This window comes from Candidatus Neomarinimicrobiota bacterium (genome assembly GCA_016784545.1).
In the GTDB taxonomy this organism is placed as follows: domain Bacteria; phylum Fidelibacterota; class UBA8477; order UBA8477; family JABMPR01; genus JABMPR01.
Genome location: JADHUM010000001.1, coordinates 146,120 through 164,990, shown reverse-complemented (window position 1 = coordinate 164,990; position 18,871 = coordinate 146,120). Strand labels below are relative to the sequence as shown.

The window sequence follows — 18,871 nt, the reverse complement described above, 5'->3', positions numbered from 1 at the left end:
AATCTATAACATGTATTTACTTGACCAACACAAGACTTGCAAAAAGAAGCAGCTTGAAGTTGTTATGTGATAGAATGGAGTGGCTGCGGATTAACAGCGCCGGGCCATCAAAATAGCCTTGATGAAATAACTGGAAAAATTACACACCAACCCAGGTAATGTTGTATTCCCAACTATCAGGATGTTTGAAAGAAACCTCAGAGCGTTCCCAGTTTCCATCAAAATTGAGCTCCCTTGCAACAGCTTCAAGATGCGACATGGCAATTCCCATATCGATTCTCTGAAGGTCACTAAACATGGGTTTACGATATCCACTTGTTCGCTTTAGAAAGAGATGAAAACTGTTACCATCCATCACAATTCTCCAGGGCTGCTTGTTGGAAGCTGAAGGACTGAGGCGAACCATGTCAAACACTTCACCAAATTTTTGTGCTTTAGCTCGAGACAGCGGGGTGCGGCAATCAGTTTCAAAGAAGAGCTGATTCCAGGGCAGACGTTTTTTTGATCCAGCAACATTGCGGATGACCCGATCAACAAGATTTCTGCTATCTGCCCCTATGCCCACAGACACAACTGCAGGGACCACTTCATGATCCTGAATATTGATTCTTGCTGAAAAGTTATCCTTCTGAAAGGATCCACCCAACCAGCAGGTCGCCAGACCCAGGTTCGTAGCGAAGAGGACAATATCTTCCATTAAAAAGCCATAATCTTCCAGATTGTTGATTTGCTTGTCCACCGCACCCACAACAAACCCGCTGGCACCGCGAATAAAGCCATAGGTCCCCAGTCCTTTTAATTCATTCGAATCACCAGACCTGGCTGCCACCAATTCAAATCGAACTGAATCTCCGAAAACACCCTGGGATTTGCTCCTTACAAACTCGTCCAGGAGAGATAGTTTTTCATGGGGGATGGGCATACCTGTGCAGCTGCGCCAGGAGGTCCTCAATTGAATAAGATCTGAGGCAGTTTGATTCATTATTTGAGTGATTCGTTTGCTCCTGGGTTGGTCCAATTATGCTTCTGTGATTGCCCGTGACAATATCAACGTCTCACAGGAATTCCCATGGACAAAAATAATACTCGAAATGAAAGGTAGCGTCAGCGGGATGGGGGAAAGCCTGATAACTTTCCATGACAATTCGTTTCTCCCAAAAACCATCGTCGCTAGCCATAGCGGTACTAAAAATACTGGCAGTCATTTTTTGAAGCAGGATTTTTTGTGATACCCAAAGCATTGAAATTACTGACCCGTGGTGGCACTCAACTCAGTTTGAGTCCATTTACCCTACTTTTCCTAAATGCTCAGAATTGAATAATAATTTCAGCAAAACGAACCACAGCAAGGCATATTACAAGAAAAGAGATTAATATGGTCTCCATTATTTTCCGATTGTCAGTTGAGCTCTTGGGAGTTTGAGGGCTTGTGCCTCATGTTTTTTCTTTTTATGACAGATTGAGGAGTTGATTAAGCTCACTTGTCACCGGATTTTTATCAATTATATTTCGGAGCTTATTTTGTAAATAGTTTAGCGAGGAGCTTTAAAAATGAAAAAATTTCTAATCGGTTTAATTTCCGTTGTTTCAATATTTGGGTTACTCAGTTGTGAGAATGTCGTGGATCCACAAAACAGTGATTTTGGCGACAACTCGCTGGCCAAACATCAAGGTGGTGGCCATGATAATATCCCCTGTCCAGCAGAGGGTGAATTTGCAGGTTTAAATGAGTTGAATTCAGATTTTGGTGTTTACAACTACACCCTGTGGGCTGATAAAAATATTGATGTCGGTACAGTCAGCATCACCAATGATGATGAGAATGTTTACGTCACCTATACCACAGATGAAACCGTTGAGCTGGAAAAAATCCATGTTTTTGTCTGGACCAGTCTGGATGATATATCCAACAAACGACCCTCGCCCGGTCACGCTGATTATTCTGCAAATCACATCAATGCTTTTACCTACACAGCTGTGATTCCCGCTGAGACTTTTTGTGATGGTAGCTTTTACATTACTGCTGATGCAAAAGTTAAATGCATCGCTGAAGATGATGACGAAGATGATGACGAAGATGATAACGAAGATGATGGTGAAGACGAGGATGAAGACGAGGATTGTGATCATCACGGAAATAGTCATCATGGACACGGTCACCACCACACCATGCGTGCCTATGCTGGTGACGCCGCCTCGCCTGCCTGTTTTGAGGAGGCTGGGAAAAAATGGTGGAGTTATCTAAGCTATACGTCTAGTTGTTTCGCGTCTATATCTGGTAACGTCTATGAAGATGTCAACAGCTCAGGCGGTTTTGATGTCGGCGATGCTGGTTTTGAAGGCCTGACTGTCACAGCAAGTGGAAGTGATGGTAACCTTTATACTACGGTCACAGCTGCTGATGGATCATACCTTTTTGAACACCTCCAGACCGGTCTCGATTACACCGTGATTTCTGATACGCCAGCTGGTGATTTTGAAGCAGATGAAAATGCAGGAGGTTATATACTGGCCAATCTGGTGGGAGATGAGTCACAGGTTAACTTCGGATTCTACCTGGCTTTAATCCTATCTGACTGTGGTACCAGCGAAACGCTGTATGCAAGTACTGGTCTGGATGCAGGCTTAGTTTCCATAGCCAACGATGAAGACAATCTGTATATCACCTTTGACACCAATGATGAGGCTGATTTGGGTGAGGTTCACCTGGAGATAAACCCCACATTTAGAAACTTTGGTGATCCTTCAGCTTATAATGCTAACTCTTATATTGTGGCTACCGATCTACCGGCCGATAATTATACCATCACGATTCCATTTGCAGATACTGGCTTAACCTGCGCAGATTTATTCATTGTGAAAGCGCATGCTGTACTCACCGTGGATGCAACAAGTGGTTCCAATACACTTGTTGGAGCTAGTGCATTTGGTAGTGATACCTATCGTTATACAAAGGCAGGATATTATGGCGATATAGAATACTATAGTTGCTGTCCCTCAGCAGGTCCACAATAGGTCATTACTTTTAGACCCTGAGAGGGCAAAGGTTACAAAAAAGGGTTCCCGCTGGGAGCCCTTTTTTGTAACCGGCATCGACAGAACAATTATCTCTCGTGATATCCAAATTTGAACTATTTTATTTGGTCCAGTCACTCGTCCGTCGTAAAAAGTGAGGCATCATGATGAAAACCCTCCTGCCCCTGTTTGTATTTCTTGGTCTGGTCCTCCTTGTCATGAGCTGTCAACCGCGGGTTCAGGACAAGCCCCTGCGTAACGGGATCATGATCGACTGTGCCCGCCTCATGGAACAACACGACTATTATCATCGCCTGATTGATTTTATGGCGGAGTGGGGCATGAATACACTGGTGCTGCATTTTTCCGATGATCACGGGCTCTCCATCCAGCTTCCTGGTTTTGAAAAACTAGCCCACCCCAGAGCCTTTACTCCTGCTGAGATTAAGCAACTGATTGCCCATGCCAACAGACGGGGAATCGAGATCATCCCCGAACTCGAAGTCTTTGGACATACCCGGTACCTCACCGATCATCCCGATTATGAACATCTCTATGTGGGTCAGAAATCCGGCAAACTGGTCTTCCATGCCATCAATCCACTCCATCTGGAAACCACCCAGCTCATGGAGGATCTGATTCAGGAAGTTGTAGGACTGTTTCCTTCCAAATTTATCCATCTGGGTTGCGATGAGGTCAAGCTCAACAGCCTGTATGAAAGCCTGGATCTGGATGAAGCCACGGTCTGGACGGATTATGTCAATCATCTCATCGGTCAGGTGCATGACCTGGGCAAAACCCCCATGATCTGGGATGACCACCTGGTGAAAAATCAAGACATTGCCCAAAAGCTACGTAAAGACGTGGTCCTTATGGAGTGGAATTATGAACCGAATTATTCACCTGATCACCTCTCCAAACTGATCCAGATGGGATATGAGGATATCCTTATGGCTCCATCCCTGGCTTGTTATCGTCTCCGGGTGCTGCCCACCCAGCCAGCTCTGGACAATACTCGGGAACTGGCTGTGGCTGTAGAGCAGGGCCTGTCCCCGGGGCTCATCAACACCATCTGGTTGCCTATGCGTTATCTACAGAATTCCATGTGGTATGGGATTGCCTATAGCGCCGATCTCATAAATCATCCTGGCGAGTTTGATCTCCGCGCCTTTCACAAACGCTTTGCGGAAAATGTTTTTGGTATACCCCTCAGTGATGAGCTACATGAGTATCTTAGCCAGTGGCCTGGTCTACATCTGGATCGTAAAGCCTACACTGCCATCACCAACAACCACTACGACCTCTCTGATGAACCTGAAAAGATCAGCGAGCTGGAGGGCGTGAACCAACTCGCGCAAAAACTGGTCAGTCAATTCCCTCAAGACCAACCGGTGAAAAACCTTGAGATATTGGCTTCCATGCAGTTGTCCGCTCGTGTAGTGCAGGTGATCAGTCAGGGTCTGCTGATCATGCATGATCCTACTGGTGATGCTGCAATAGAATCTCAGTGGCAAGCGGAGCTGGAACGGGTGATTGCAGCTGTAGATGCTGAATGGGACCAGGGTCGCTATGCTGATGATCCCCAAAAGTTCACCGCCAAATTTTCCAATCTGGAGAGTTCATATCTGCTGGTGGTTCTGAAGAAACTAGCGCAAGCCGGTGCAAGCTAATGACCTCGATATGTAGCATGCCTGGCTTGCAGTAGCATTTAGCGTAGACAGGTCACGGTATCGAAGTTTTGAAATGTCCGAAGTGTATGCAGCTTTGCATTGGTGTGACTTCAACAATCTCAATCAGTGGACATCCAATTCTCCAAAAAATCGAATTGGTCTGGACAATATTTCTTCCAGAAATCCCAATCATGGTCTCCGGCATGCTCATAATAGTCATGACTGATGCGATCATCCGTGAGCTTGTTATGCAAGCGTTGCAGCTCTCTCAAAATTCCATCATCAGTTCCTACATCAATGCGTATCCCATGACTGCGGAGATTGTTAAAATTGATTTGGTTGTAATAGGTCCCGCTGAGTGAACCGCAGGCAGAAAACAGATTGGGGTATCGACTCATGAGATAAATCGCACCGCCACCACCATTGGATATACCGCAAAGCGCCCTGTGGGTATGTTCGACCTCCAAACCATATTCATTCTCCACACCCTCAACGATTTCCAGAACATAATCTTCATAATTCTTATTGGGGATGGAGCTGTTGTTCATATAGAGATTGCTACCGGCACTTAAAGAGACAAACATGATGTCCCGCTTATGGGCTTCCATGGCCAGATCAATTCCGGTTTCCCAGGCGAAAGCATCAGTGCCCCACCCATTCAACAGATAAATAACCGCTGTGCTTGAGGTGTAGTCTTCAGGATAATACACAGCTGCAACCCCGGTGGCGCCAATGGCAGTACTTTCAAAGGTATAGGATTCAGAGATGCCAGTATCCGGTTCAAAAAGACCACACGAAGCGAGGAATGTCACCAGAAATGAAAGTTTAATATGGGGTGTCATGAATTTATTTCTGCTCATAAGCCAGACCATCTTTTCAATGCCCTCTAATATCTGATGCCAGGTCCTGGTGGAGAAACAAATTCTGTAAGAGGCGATATGTCTCTTTAAAGGGGTGGTTTAAGCAATATTCCTTACCATTAATTATTTGATTTGCTAGCGGAATGAAGTAAATCCAATGAGAATCAATTGTAGTAGACAATGAAAGCACTCATGGAAATTCGGAGACCCCGCGATGTTTTCGATTATGCTCAAGGATCTAATGTGGAGGCAGCAATAACTTTTCTGAAACCGAACAAGCTGAGAATGAGCATAGCTCTCCTGGGCGTGCTGCTTTTTGCCGTGTCCCTGTGGCAGCTCAAGAAGTCCAGAAGCGGGCTGGTGATTGAATCAGGTAGTCGCTCGGGGTTGCCATATGAAATTATCCACCTTGAAAATTTTGGCTCCGGTAAGCGGCCCCTGGTTCTGGTGGCCCATGGATTGGCTGGATCCGGGACCATCATGAAAGGGATGGCGTTGAAGTTTGCTCATGCTGGCTATGTGGTGGTGACCTGGGATTTTGATGGACATGCCGGAAACCCTCAACCCATGCAGGAGGATATTTACAGTCCCTGGTTGCTGGATAATGTGGAAACGGTTCTGGTGGCAGTCAGTGAATACGAACAAATCGATACGAGTCGGGTGGCCATTGTGGGTCATTCCATGGGCACAGCAGCAGCCTTACGATTTGGTCAAACCCATCCCGCCACGCAGGCAACCATTGCCATATCCCCGGTGAGGACCCCGGTTACCCCGGAATTGCCTAAAAATCTATTGCTTATGGCTGGACAATTGGAGCCCGATTTTGTGGAAAATGCCAGAAATCGTCTTGCTGAGGCTGGCGGTGTAGGGGGCGATCTGGCTTCTGGGAGTGCCCGGGACTTTCAGATTATTCCCGGCGTGGAGCATATCTCCATTCTTTTTGCTCCGGCAACCCACGCGCGAGCCTTGAGTTGGCTTGACAGCACCTTTGGTATTCAGGAAGGGGCTAAACCTTATATAGATAGACGTTTACTGTGGTTTGTGCTGGTGGTCATGGGGACCCTGGTGTTGGCATCGACGGTTATTCCCCGCCACACCATAATCCTCCCCGGCAAACACATGGCTTTCCATAGACGTATCCTGATCATGCTGGGCAGTGCCGTCAGTGCGACCCTGCTTTTATGGTTGGCCGGTCTCATGGGACTCCCCTTAAACACCTTGTTTGGGATTCGTGCCGGGGGCTATTTGATCCTCTGGTTTCTGGTGGCTGCCTGATTGGTGTTTTCATGCTAAAATCAGAAATAATAAGGCCTAACAAACATGAGATAATCAATGCTGTATTGATATTTACAGCGGTGTGGTTGGGAATTGGGTTAACTGGCGGGGGTGTCTGGCTTCCCTGGTTACTGATCCCCAAGCGTCTGATCTTATGGCCCCTGGTTGCCCTTGGAATATTGCCCTGGTGTTGGCTATTGGGCACGCTAAGTAGTTTTAGCCGTGGTGGCAGTCGATTGATCTGGTGGGCAGGCCATAGCCTGACGCTGTTTGGGAGCTTGATCCTAGCCGTTAAATTGAGCCCGTCTCTGGGGTTTTTGATGTTGCTCCTCCCGGTCTTCCCCCTGGTGCTTCTGTTTCATGTGATACCCAATCTGGTACAGCGGGGCAGTTGGATCTTTGCCCTGAGCGGTGCCCTGTTTGTGAGCTGGATGCTCCTGGCTGTTTTTCCATTGATTTAAGCATGAGAAGCAATTCATTCTTTGATGATGGTTTTGTTTAAACAACCCCTCCTGGGAAGGATTTATGAATAGTCAGTTATCAGCACAGATTGCCCTGGGTTGTGAGCAACTCTCCGTATCAGACCAGCGCCTCAAAACTCTCATAGATACCTTTGGACCACCTCGTTTGGAACGGGGCGGTGATCCCTTTCAGGCCCTGGTTCGTTCAATCATATTTCAACAGATTAGCGGCAAGGCGGCTCGCGCCATATTTAATCGTTTTTTGGCCATTTTTCCTGATTCCGAGTTTCCCTCTCCCCGGGTATTGTCACAAACCGAAATTGACCCCCTCAGAGCGGCTGGTCTTTCCCAGCGTAAATCGGAATATGTCACTGGAATCGGGCATGCCTTTCTAGATCATGAATTTTTGGGAAAGACCATTGACCATCTTTCAGATATTGAGGTATCAGAGAAGTTGACCAGTATTCGTGGTGTGGGGCAGTGGACAGCGGATATGTTTATGATTTTTACACTGGCACGACTGGATGTCCTGCCCTTGAATGATCAGGGTATTAAAAACGGGATGCAGTCCTTTTTTGAGCTTGATCATTTACCTGTCTCTGATGAAATGCTGGCGCTGACTGAGCATTGGAAACCGTATCGTTCCATTGCCTCCTGGTATATGTGGAAGGTTGTGGATGAAGCTTTTGAGTGGGACGAGGGTTAATTAGAGGAGACTGGCTGCTACCCTGTCTATGAACCAGATGGGTTTATGACGGGGAGCAATCAGGGAGGCCGGTAGTTCGGGATTTGGCAATGCCTGGTAAACCCGTGAAATGATGTCAGCTTTGCCAACCCCGCTGGCCATAAAAATACAACAATTCGTGCTGTTTAAAGCTGCCAGCGTCAAGCTGATACGGGCTTGTCCCGATTCCGGCTGAATGGTGGCTTTGCATAATTCTATATCTTGGGTGTGCTCAGTTCCAGGAAAGAGGGACGCCACATGACCATCAGGTCCCAGACCCAGAAGCATTAAATCAAAAAGGGCTACTCCCTGAGGTCTCTGACTTCCAAGTTGAATCAGAAATTCATGGTATTCCCGGGCTGCCAGAGCTGTGTCCGGTTGACGACCCATGGGGTGGATATGATTGGGACGGATGCCCAGGGCTTCAATAAAGGGACGGGCATTGCCATAATTGCTATCGGGGTCATCAAAAGGAACATGACGTTCATCTACCCAGAGAAGGTCGAGTTGTTTCCAGATGGGTGAGTGAGAATAGTTTTCCACCAGATGAGCCAATAAGCCAAGAGGGGTTCTGCCGCCTGAAATAGCCAGGGTCAAAGGCTTCATTCCTGCTGCCTCCACCCGCTCCAACTCAGCAACCATGGCAGCTGCCAGGCTGATGTTAAGCTGGTCCAGATCAGGTGAAATATTCAATAGCTGCATTTATAACTCACAGTAGCTATCGTCGTTGCTCAAGTTTTTACAGGGATAGCGCCAATCTTCCTCACTATTTTCAAAGAGTTTTAGCGTCTCAGGCGGTCCCCAGGTACCAGCTGGATAGCCATAAAGTTTGGTGTTGGGATGTTTTTGCCAGTAGTCCAGGATGGGATCCACAAATTTCCAGGCAGCTTGGACGGCATCGGCTCTGGCATACAGAGTGTTGTCGCCAACCAGGGCGTCCAGAATCAGCCGCTCATAAGCTTCGGGAAGGGCATCTTCGTTCAGATCTGAATAATGAAAATCCATACCCACTGGAGCAATTTTGAAACCAGCTCCCGGTACTTTGAGCCCAAATTTCAATAACACGCCCTCATCTGGTTGGATACGCAGGACCAGTTGATTCTCGCCTATATGTTCAGCGGATTTATCGTGAAACAGTTGGTGTCCTGGACCATTAAAATGGATGACCACTTCGCTGACCCGGGTAGGCAGTCGTTTACCCGTGCGGATATAAAAAGGAACCCCTTGCCACCTCTCATTGTCAATAAAGGCTTTAATGGCCACAAAAGTTTCCCGGGAGGATTTGGGATCCACATTGACTTCATCGCGATAGCCGGGAACAACATCACCACGAATTTTGGAACCGATGTACTGGCCTCGGATGACCTGGTCATGAATATCGGCTCCGTGAATGGGTCGTAGAGCTTTTAACACCTTGGCTTTCTCATCACGAATGGAATCCGGGTCAAAATGATTGGGTGGTTCCATGGCAATCACGGCCAGCAGCTGAAGGAGATGATTTTGAATCATGTCACGCATGGCTCCGGACTGATCATAATAGCCCCCCCGATCTTCAACACCCAGACTCTCGGCGGCTGTGACTTCCACGCGATGGATGTGCCGTCGATTCCAGAGGGGTAGAAAGAGTCCATTGGCAAACCTGAAGGCCAGAATATTCTGAACTGATTCCTTTCCCAGATAATGATCGATGCGGTAGATCTGATGCTCCTCAAAGCACTGGAGGAGTTCAGTGTTGAGCAGATTGGCACTTTCCAAATCCGTCCCAAAGGGTTTTTCCAGGATGATACGGCGCCAGGTGCTTTCAGAGATTTCCTGATTCAGGTTCAGAGCTGCCAACTCCCGGGCAACGGGAGCAAAGAAAGTGGGGGCTGTGGCCAGATAGAAAAGGATATTTTTCTGGACAGGTTCTTCGAAGCTGTGCAAGCGAGTTCGCAGGCGTTTGTAATCGGATGATTTCCCCATATCCAGGCCTTGAAAATGGATATGTTCCAAAAAGGTTTTGACTTGGTCAGATTCTGAGGGGTGCTCGCTTTCAGATAGCAATGAAGTGCTGATTTTTAATCTGAAGGTTTCATCGGAAAGTGCTCTGCGCCCAAGCCCTATTATTTCAAAGGTTTCAGCCAGGCGCTTTTGTTGATAGAGCTTAAACAGGGCTGGAAAAAGTTTACGGTGGGACAAATCTCCCGTTCCGCCAAAAATGATCAAAGTAAATGGGTCAGGTATTCTCATGGACTAATCTAGTAATAATTTAGGCTTTACCAATTTTACTCAGCGCGGATCACTCAAATCATTTCCAGCGCACTCTGCAGTTTTGGCAGAGCATTCTAGAGCATTTCCTGTCAATCCACCATAGTTCACATAAAAAAACTCAAAATAAATAAGCTTAACTGCCGTATTGACAGATATTTATTGCTGGCATGACCTTCGCTATTAAGCGTCACATTGAATTGAGGAGCACACAATGAACCAAACTATAAATCCTGAAGAGAACGTTAACCCCATCGAAAAATATGGAATCGACCTGACCAAACTGGCCCGGGAAGGACGCATAGATCCTGTCATCGGAAGAGAAGACGAAATTCGTCGCATCATTCAGATTCTGTCCAGAAGGACCAAAAACAACCCGGTACTTATTGGCGATCCTGGCACAGGTAAAACCACAGTCGTAGAGGGGCTGGCGCGCCGTATTATTGAGGGCGATGTCCCTGAAAACATTAAAGACAAACAGCTCATCACCCTGGACTTGAGTGCCATGGTGGCTGGTGCCATGTATCGTGGTCAGTTTGAAGAGCGCTTGAAGAATTTTATCAAAGAAGTGGTCGATAGCGACGGCAAAATAATTGTCTTTATTGACGAGCTCCACATGATCGTAGGTGCTGGTAATGCCGAAGGGCAAATGGATGTTTCCAATATGATCAAGCCAGAACTGGCCCGGGGACGCATGAAACTTATTGGAGCTACCACCCTGGGTGAGTATCAGAAATACATCGAGAAAGACGCCGCCCTGGAACGACGGTTTCAGCAGGTATACATTGCAGAACCTACTGTGGAAGACACCGTCACCATTTTGAGGGGTATAAAAGATAAATATGAACTTCATCATGGTCTGCATATCAAGGACTCAGCGTTGATCTCAGCGGCCAGTCTGTCAGATCGCTATATCTCCGATAGATTTTTACCCGATAAAGCTGTGGATCTCATGGATGAGGCTGCAGCTCTGATCCGTATGGAAATGAACTCTGCACCTGCAGAGATTGATGATGCTCGGCGCAAACTTATTCAACTGGAAGTGGAACGCGAGGCTATTAAAAAAGAACGAGATGAGCGTTCACGTGCACGACTCAAAGAAGTAAAAACTGAGATTGATACGCTTAAGGGAGTACTACAGGAATTAAGTGGTGTCTGGGAGGCCGAGAAAAAACAAGCCGCCGAGATACAAGCCTTAAAGGGCAGCCTGGAATTACTTGGGCAAAAAGCAGAACAAGCCCAGAGAGATGGGGATTATCAGCGATCTGCCAAAATCCAGTACGAGGAGATTCCCGGTCTTGAACGACAGGTGGAGGTGTTGACACAGGAGTTGGCTGATAGTCGATTTCTGAAGTTGGAAGTCAGTACGACAGATATCGCCGAGGTCGTATCCAGGTGGACCGGTATTCCAGTAACAAAAATGTTGGCCGGTGAGCAGGAAAAACTACTGGATCTGGAGAAACTACTCCAGAAACGGGTAGTAGGACAAGATGAAGCGGTGGGCAAGATTGCCGATGTGATTCGCATGTCCAAACTGGGTATATCAGACCAGCATCGTCCCCTGGGTTCTTTCTTATTCATGGGCAATACTGGTGTGGGGAAAACGGAACTGGCAAAATCTCTGGCTAAAGTCCTGTTTGATGATGAACGAGCTATGGTTCGTATCGACATGAGTGAATACATGGAGCAACACGCCATTGCAAAATTAATTGGAAGCCCTCCAGGATATGTGGGTTATGAAGAAGGGGGCCAGCTTACAGAGAAAATTCGCCGCCGCCCTTATGCAGTCATTCTGTTTGATGAGATTGAGAAGGCCCACCCCAATGTATTGAATCTCTTGTTACAGATATTGGATGATGGACATTTAACTGACGCCAAGGGGCGACAGGTCAACTTCAAAAACACAATAATTGTGATGACCTCAAACATACCATCTGATGATATTCGGTCTTTTCTTCGCCCTGAGTTTATTAACCGTATTGATGAGATCCTGACTTTCAATGATCTCTCAGCAGCAGTAATCCAAAAAATTGTCGATATCCAACTGGCTCTGGCAGTGAGATTGTTAGCTGAAGGCGGTTTTACCGTTGAAATAGATCCCTCGGTGCATGGCTATCTGTCCAAGAAGGGCTATCTGCCTGAATATGGTGCTCGCCCTCTGAAAAGGTTAGTGAAACAGGAGATTCTGGCTCCAATCTCCAAGTATGTTCTGGCCAATCCCGAGGCCACTGTAATCAAGATACGAGAGGGGAAGGCAGGTTTGGAGATCAGCTCCTAAGAGTATGTTGCCTCCAACAAGGATACGATTTTTAATCCATTCCTTGACCAGCATGAACACAAAAGCGATCCTGACAATTATGCCAGTATCGCTTTTATTATTGATCAAAAAGATGAATGTGACTGCCAGTATCTAATTGGAACCTTTGAACCAGGCGAAAACCTTGGCACGCATTACAGGTAGATCCTCATCAATCACCAGTAAAACTGCCGGGAGCATGAGCAGGGTCAGGAAGGTTCCGAAGACCACCCCAAAAGCCACAGATACGGCCATGGGCACCAGGAATTGCCCCCCTTCAGATTTCTGAAAAATCAGAGGCGCTAGACCGGCTGCTGTGGTTAATGTGGTCATAACAATGGGGCGAAACCGTTGCTTGCCCGCCATATAGATAGCTTCAGCAGGGGGAATAGCCTTTAGTTTCAAATTGTTATATCGGTCAATCAACACCACTGAATCATTAACGATAATGCCGCCCAGGGCGATGATCCCCAGAAATGACAGGAATGAAACAGGTAATCCCATAATGGCATGTCCTGCAACAGCACCAACGGTTCCCAGGGGAATCAAACCAAGAACCAGAAACGACTGGGCGTAGGATTTCATGAGGAACATGAGGATGGTAAACATGATCACAAAAGCCAGGATCAGGGTGAATTGAATGGATTCTGTGGACTTCCTGACAAATTCATTCTGACCACCAAAAGCGGTGGTAACCCCATCTACCTGAGACAGTACCCAGGGAATGATCTTGCCATTTAGCTCCTCCTGGACAACCGCCAGGTCATTCTTGGTGTAGTCCATATTGGCGTGGATGGAAACAGCTCGGAATCCGTCTTCATGGCGAATCCTTTGCAAACTGCGCTGCATGTGATAACTGGCAATTTCCTTAAAGGGAACAAAGCTCCCCGAAGGTGTGCGAATTTTTAAATTCTCCAGCTGTGAGACACTCTGGCGATCTGCTTCCGGGAACCGCACCCAGATCTTGACTTCATCACGTCCACGTTGGAGTCGCATGACTTCCTGACCGTAAAAGCCCTGGCGCAATTGGCTGGAAACATCATAGAGCGTGAGTCCCAATGCTTCACCCTTGGGTTTCAAGGTTACAACAAATTCGTTGGTACCCAATGGTGTGTCATCGCGAATATCCTTGATCCCATCGATGGTTTTTAATTCTTCCTTGAGCAGGTCCTTGGCTTTTTGCAGCTCATCCATATCCATGGAGAGGAAACGCACCGAAATTGGACTTCCCCCAAAACTGAAGCTGCCTACCTGGACATTTTCAGCATCGGGGAATTCACCGAGAGCCTCACTGAGTTCATCGGAAAATGATTTCACCGTATATTCGCGATCCTTGGCAGGAATGAGGGACATAAAGATGCTGATGGTATTGCCATTCATCCAGGAATGATGACTCAAAATTGCATTGTCATACCCATCTACAGGTTGAGCCTTGCTAACGCCAAAGGCCACAGCCTTTTCAATGGCTTCCGCCCGAATCTGATTGGCAATATCCGTGTTGATGCCCAGGGGCAATTCAATGCGAACCTGGGCGTAGGGTGCTTCAATATCCGGAAAAAATTGAGCCTTGATATGGGTTCCGGCAAAAGCGCCGGCCATAACCAAAATTCCAGCCACGGTGGCGGCGACGACACTCCAACGGTAATTCATGATCCGTTTTAAGAAGGGTCCATAGACGTTTTCAATAAAATGATTGATTTTCGCTTCCAACTTGCGTCGCATGGGGCTGGAAACACCTTCGCCTGGGGGTTTGGTTAAGGCTTTGCTGTGAGCAAGGTGAGCGGGTAAAATCATGGATGCTTCAACCAGTGAAAAACCCAGGGCGACCACGATGCCGAAAGCAATCTGCCACGTGTAATTTCGCAGGTCACCATATAAGGCAAAGAAGGGCATGAAAGCTACCATGGTGGTCAGGATCGAGATCGTCACGGGCTTGATGACCTCCAACGTTCCTGCAACAGCAGCGTCAATTCCCAACTTGCCTTCCCGTTCTCGCATGGAGAAAATGGCTTCACCGATGACAATCCCGTCATCCACCAGAATCCCCAGCACCAGGATCAATCCGAACAGACTCATTTCATTGATGGTGATACCCATCATCCACTGGACAAAAAAGGTGCCCATAAAGCTGATGGGGATGCCCAGGGCGACCCAGAAGGCCAGCCGCAGATTGAGAAAGAAACTGAGAATGATGAGCACCATAACCAGACCTATAAATCCATTCTGGATCAGTGTTAGTATGCGCTCTTCCAGCTCATCAGTATCGCGGATGAATTGATCAATATGGATGAGGCCACCATAGCGAGCCTCCACTTCAATGATCTTTTCATCAATAAGTTTGGCGATATCCAGCACATCTTCGTCATTGCTATACATGACATGCAGATCGATGGTCTGCTGGCCATCTGTTTGCTCATAAAACCAGTTTTCTGGCCATTGTTCGCGGATGGAAGCGATTTCTTTGAGACTGACCTGTTGACCATCAATGCTTGAAATCACAGGTATGTTTTCCAGCTCTTCCGCCTGATACTTCTTTTCATAGGATCTGATTTGAATGCGTTCACGGTTGGTGAGAATAGAGCCTGAAGAAATGTTCAGATTGGCAGCCCGGATTGAGTTTCCGATGTCACCGACTGTAAGACCATAACGCTCCAGATTGGTAGGCGATACTTCCACGACGATTTCTCGGTGCGGCGTACCAAAAGACCTGATGAGACTCACGGCCCCAGTTTTAGTCAATTCGTCTCGAAATTCATCAGATATGCGTTTCAAGGTAAGGAGATCAGTATCACCATACAGGGTGATCATGGCCACCCGCTGCCACATGGTGTCCTGGTATATCACAGGTTTCTCAGCATCAGTGGGATAGGTGGCGATGGAGTTCACTGCATTACGAATTTTATCGATGGCTTTGATCATTTCCACACTGGGTAGAATTTCAATGTAAACCCAGCCATAGCCGTCCTGACTGCCTGAATAAATGCGCCCCAGACCTTCAAGTCCGCGGAGACTTTCTTCAACTTTGGTAATGATACCTTCTTCAACTTCCCGTGCGGAAGCGCCTGGATAAGGGATGTTTACCTGAACCCCCTGGAGATCCATCTTGGGCATTACCCGGACATTCAGGGATGTCAGCGAAACGGCACCGGCCAGGAGGATGACAATCATGATCCAGTTGGTGATTTTGGAGTGACGAGTAAAAAACTCGAGATAATTCTTTAACATGGGGATGTCTCTTTCCTCGTCAAATTATTGGGAAGCAGTATCTGTTGTTGCTTCTTCTGCCAGGGGTGCAATGCGCATTCCAATGATTGGACTCTGGAGCAGGGTTGTGACAACCTGAGCGCCATGGGCAACTTTACCCCGGGCAATGAGGAGAGAATCTCCTTCCGTCGCCACGATTTCTACAGGATATCTGGCCAGGAGAGAATCCTCCATGGTGTACACATAGGATCCAGGTGCAATGACATCGCGGGGAAGCAGGGCCACATCCAGGAGCCTTTTCCCCTGAATAAATACATCCATATAATTGCCTGGCAGAAAGGCTGGATCCAATTTGGGATTAGTAAGCTCGATATGGATGGTCACGGTCTGACTGCGTTTATCAATGTGGGCATTTTGACGACGCAATATCCCCTTGAGGTGTTTGCCTGAATCTTCGGACGGACTCACAATGGCTGTGGGTACCAGTACATCTGAGAGTAACTCAAGTTCAGATAGTGCCAGCGGTACAGCTATCTCCAGCAAAAAGGGGTTAATCAGGGAAACGGCTACCTGTCCTGGTGAGATCCAGGTTCCTGCAATGACGCCATCGTTCACCAGATATCCATCGAAGGGTGCTCGGATGGTGTGTCTGCCCAGTGTAATCTCAGTATTCTTCACGGTGGCGTGTTGATTGAATATGTTGTGCATCGATACTCGAATGCGTTCCTGGGCATCAGTGATGAGCGGCAGCTCAGGTGTGGTGCTCATATTGAGTTGTTCCAGATAGCTATTCCATTTTTTATAGATTGCATCCTGGGCATTGCCGCGGAGTTCGGGAATGAGGGAAACGATGGCATTAATAAGACCAGAACGAGCCTGAAGAGTACGGTTCTGAGCCTCACGGTCATCAATTTTGAGGAGGATATCGCCTTTTTTTACAAACAGACCTGATTTTAAATCGCCACGAGAATAGACCACTTCTCCACCGACAAAGGATACCAGATCCAGGAGCTGCTGGCTTTCAATGCTGCCATTACCATGGATTTGCAGGGTATGATCGGCATAGTGCATGGGAGTCGTTGCTACCTGGCGTACACGCTGAGTCGCTTCTTTTTTCTTGGCTTCCTCTTTTGTGGCGGACAGGATGACAAAGGCTGCAACACCGATACCCAGAATTGAGAGTGCGCTTCCAACACGAAACCAGCGCTTTTTATAAATAGTGGATGTGCTCATATATTTTACCCATTCGTTCTTTTTTTAGTTCTGCTGTGTAAGTAATCAATTCTTTTCGGAAATGTTCAAAAAAAGTATTGAACTTTCAAAAGAACAAGAGTGTCATAGCAGATGTCATGCGGTTTATAGTGACAAGGGGTATGCCAATCATCTTCGAAGCACACTTAACATCCTGTATTATAAGCACCTACAGTGGAATAAGTTCAGCAATTGTTATACCAAAGACTTACTTTCTAATCAATTAGATATAGTGGATATATAAATATGATATAGTGTTGCCGGGGACTGCCGATACACCGAAGGCGAAAATTTCTTACTCCAATTGTGTTTGGAATAAACAGACTCAAGGCATAGGTATGCCAATAGCAGTTGCTAAAACTAAAGCATCTGGTAAATTGGATATAACTTTTTTAAACAATGTTGTATACATATATCATATTGGGATGGCTGAGTGTGGTCGCCATTTTTCAGGGCGTGAAACCACTTCCCCCAGGGGTGAATTACTTGGGGGATGAGCATTTTATTGCAGACTCCAGCATGGAATTCCTGGTTGATCTGACTTTCAGGGACAGTCTTGGTGAAACACAACACCAGCAGCAGATTTTCCATACGGTTTTTAGCTATATTGATTCAGCTCAAAAATACATCCTCATCGATATGTTTCTATTTAATTCCCATAAAGGACCAGCTGCCTGGAGTTTGAATGAATTGTCTGCCGATTTGAGTAAACTCCTGATACAGAAAAAGCAGTCGATCCCTGATATTCAGATAGATTTTATAACGGATCCGGTGAATACTCTCTATGGTGGCGTCAAGCTCCCGGAACTGGAAGCCATGCAGCAGGCAGGTATCAATACCATCGTTTCAGATTTGACAAAGCTCAGAGATAGCAATCCACTCTACAGTCCGCTTTGGAGAACTGGCTTTCAATGGCTGGGGAATACGGCTGAATCCGGATTTCTCACCAATATTTTTGATGGAGACTTGCCGCGGGTGACCCTCAGGAGTTATCTGGCCTTTCTAAATTTGAAGGCCAATCACCGCAAAATATTTGTAGCAGATTGCGGGGATGAAATGGTCTCCATTATCACGTCTGCCAATCCTCATAGTGCTTCTGCTGATTTCTCCAATATTGGTGTGCTGGTGAAGGGTGAGCTCTGGCGAGATATTTATGACTCTGAAATGGGTCTGGCTCAATTTTCTGATTCAAAACTTTCCGGGGAATTCTTCACCAGAATCCCTCCGCAACGTGTTTCCAAAGAAACTGGAAGCTCAATTCAGCTGATAACCGAAGGGAAGATTCGCAATGCCCTCCTGCATCACTTTGAGGCTTCCACTACAGATGATACGATCAAAATAGCCATGTTCTATATGTCGAATCGGAAAATTGTGAAGTCATTGCTGCATGCAGCAGATCGGGGGGTGATTGTACGCTTAATTCTGGATCCCAATAAAGACGGATTTGGATTTCACCATAATGGCACCCCTAATCGTCCTGTGGTGAAGGAACTCCTGCGAAAATCAAAGGGGCAAATTGACATTCGATGGTTCCATACCCATGGGGAGCAATTTCACGCTAAGGTATCTCTCATTAAAAAGCAGGAGGGACAGCATGTTGTGATCCTGGGCTCGGCAAATATGACTCGCAAGAATCTGGATAACTATAATCTGGAAGCAAATATCCTCCTGCAGTTGGACCGAAATACAGACATGGCTGAGGAAATAGATGCATATCTGGATATGCTCTGGTACAATCAAGGGGAAAACTATACAACTGATGTGGCAACCTTCAATGATGCAGGTCTGCTGAAATCAGTCTTGTACAGAATTCAGGAATTCACAGGATTGTCTACATATTAGGTGTTTTAAAAAAATACAGAGTGAGG

At 46.8% G+C, this 18,871-nt stretch carries 13 protein-coding genes; 7 read left to right on the top strand and 6 right to left on the bottom strand.

Annotated elements, in window-relative coordinates; all coding sequences use genetic code 11:
• Window positions 1–139: 139 nt before the first annotated feature.
• Window positions 140–1,018 (bottom strand): nitroreductase, encoded by an 879-nt coding sequence (locus ISR87_00665; protein ID MBL7023937.1) that lies wholly within the window; start codon window positions 1,016–1,018, stop codon window positions 140–142.
• A gap of 533 nt (window positions 1,019–1,551) precedes the next feature.
• On the opposite strand from ISR87_00665, the gene ISR87_00660 reads away from it, so the two are divergent.
• Both ISR87_00660 and ISR87_00655 read left to right on the top strand, forming a co-directional pair.
• Window positions 1,552–3,015, top strand: a complete 1,464-nt coding sequence (locus ISR87_00660) for a hypothetical protein (GenBank protein ID MBL7023936.1) — start codon at window positions 1,552–1,554, stop codon at window positions 3,013–3,015.
• A 164-nt stretch (window positions 3,016–3,179) separates the two neighbouring features.
• Window positions 3,180–4,685 carry a family 20 glycosylhydrolase gene (locus ISR87_00655; protein MBL7023935.1) on the top strand — a complete coding sequence of 502 codons (1,506 nt, stop codon included), beginning with the start codon at window positions 3,180–3,182 and terminating at the stop codon, window positions 4,683–4,685.
• Window positions 4,686–4,804: 119 nt separating this feature from the next.
• Here the strand turns inward: ISR87_00655 and ISR87_00650 are convergent, their stop codons facing one another.
• Window positions 4,805–5,545: a hypothetical protein gene (locus tag ISR87_00650; protein MBL7023934.1), complete on the bottom strand. Its 741-nt coding sequence runs from the start codon at window positions 5,543–5,545 to the stop codon at window positions 4,805–4,807.
• 192 nt (window positions 5,546–5,737) lie between these two features.
• On the opposite strand from ISR87_00650, the gene ISR87_00645 reads away from it, so the two are divergent.
• From ISR87_00645 to ISR87_00635, 3 genes are all read left to right on the top strand, one after another.
• Window positions 5,738–6,820, top strand: coding sequence for an alpha/beta fold hydrolase (locus ISR87_00645; protein ID MBL7023933.1), 1,083 nt, complete (start codon window positions 5,738–5,740; stop codon window positions 6,818–6,820).
• A gap of 11 nt (window positions 6,821–6,831) precedes the next feature.
• On the top strand, window positions 6,832–7,281 hold the full coding sequence (locus tag ISR87_00640) for a hypothetical protein (protein MBL7023932.1): 450 nt from the start codon (window positions 6,832–6,834) through the stop codon (window positions 7,279–7,281).
• A gap of 64 nt (window positions 7,282–7,345) precedes the next feature.
• Window positions 7,346–7,987 (top strand): DNA-3-methyladenine glycosylase 2 family protein, encoded by a 642-nt coding sequence (locus tag ISR87_00635; GenBank protein MBL7023931.1) that lies wholly within the window; start codon window positions 7,346–7,348, stop codon window positions 7,985–7,987.
• On the opposite strand, the gene pgl is transcribed toward ISR87_00635, so the two are convergent.
• Entirely contained in the window at window positions 7,988–8,707 is a 720-nt protein-coding gene (gene pgl / locus ISR87_00630) for a 6-phosphogluconolactonase (GenBank protein MBL7023930.1), read from the bottom strand.
• Window positions 8,708–10,234, bottom strand: coding sequence for a glucose-6-phosphate dehydrogenase (locus ISR87_00625; protein MBL7023929.1), 1,527 nt, complete (start codon window positions 10,232–10,234; stop codon window positions 8,708–8,710). It lies immediately after the preceding gene.
• A gap of 232 nt (window positions 10,235–10,466) precedes the next feature.
• Here ISR87_00625 and ISR87_00620 point away from each other — a divergent pair, with 232 nt between their 5' ends.
• Window positions 10,467–12,530, top strand: a complete 2,064-nt coding sequence (locus ISR87_00620; GenBank protein MBL7023928.1) for an AAA family ATPase — start codon at window positions 10,467–10,469, stop codon at window positions 12,528–12,530.
• 132 nt (window positions 12,531–12,662) lie between these two features.
• Here ISR87_00620 and ISR87_00615 read toward each other — a convergent pair whose 3' ends face one another.
• Window positions 12,663–15,773, bottom strand: a complete 3,111-nt coding sequence (locus ISR87_00615) for an efflux RND transporter permease subunit (GenBank protein MBL7023927.1) — start codon at window positions 15,771–15,773, stop codon at window positions 12,663–12,665.
• Between the two features lie 24 nt (window positions 15,774–15,797).
• Window positions 15,798–16,985 carry an efflux RND transporter periplasmic adaptor subunit gene (locus tag ISR87_00610; protein MBL7023926.1) on the bottom strand — a complete coding sequence of 396 codons (1,188 nt, stop codon included), beginning with the start codon at window positions 16,983–16,985 and terminating at the stop codon, window positions 15,798–15,800.
• 474 nt (window positions 16,986–17,459) lie between these two features.
• Here ISR87_00610 and ISR87_00605 point away from each other — a divergent pair, with 474 nt between their 5' ends.
• Entirely contained in the window at window positions 17,460–18,845 is a 1,386-nt protein-coding gene (locus ISR87_00605) for a phospholipase (GenBank protein ID MBL7023925.1), read from the top strand.
• The last annotated feature ends 26 nt before the right edge of the window (window positions 18,846–18,871 follow it).

What these genes read in the sequence shown, in the direction of transcription:
- ISR87_00615 (MBL7023927.1), bottom strand. Translation starts at nt 15,773, where the DNA reads ATGTTAAAGAATTATCTCGAGTTTTTTACTCGTCACTCCAAAATCACC.
- ISR87_00655 (MBL7023935.1), top strand. Translation starts at nt 3,180, where the DNA reads ATGATGAAAACCCTCCTGCCCCTGTTTGTATTTCTTGGTCTGGTCCTC.
- ISR87_00635 (MBL7023931.1), top strand. Translation starts at nt 7,346, where the DNA reads ATGAATAGTCAGTTATCAGCACAGATTGCCCTGGGTTGTGAGCAACTC.
- ISR87_00610 (MBL7023926.1), bottom strand. Translation starts at nt 16,985, where the DNA reads ATGAGCACATCCACTATTTATAAAAAGCGCTGGTTTCGTGTTGGAAGC.
- ISR87_00640 (MBL7023932.1), top strand. Translation starts at nt 6,832, where the DNA reads ATGCTAAAATCAGAAATAATAAGGCCTAACAAACATGAGATAATCAAT.
- ISR87_00625 (MBL7023929.1), bottom strand. Translation starts at nt 10,234, where the DNA reads ATGAGAATACCTGACCCATTTACTTTGATCATTTTTGGCGGAACGGGA.
- pgl (MBL7023930.1), bottom strand. Translation starts at nt 8,707, where the DNA reads ATGCAGCTATTGAATATTTCACCTGATCTGGACCAGCTTAACATCAGC.
- ISR87_00650 (MBL7023934.1), bottom strand. Translation starts at nt 5,545, where the DNA reads ATGAGCAGAAATAAATTCATGACACCCCATATTAAACTTTCATTTCTG.
- ISR87_00645 (MBL7023933.1), top strand. Translation starts at nt 5,738, where the DNA reads ATGGAAATTCGGAGACCCCGCGATGTTTTCGATTATGCTCAAGGATCT.
- ISR87_00620 (MBL7023928.1), top strand. Translation starts at nt 10,467, where the DNA reads ATGAACCAAACTATAAATCCTGAAGAGAACGTTAACCCCATCGAAAAA.
- ISR87_00660 (MBL7023936.1), top strand. Translation starts at nt 1,552, where the DNA reads ATGAAAAAATTTCTAATCGGTTTAATTTCCGTTGTTTCAATATTTGGG.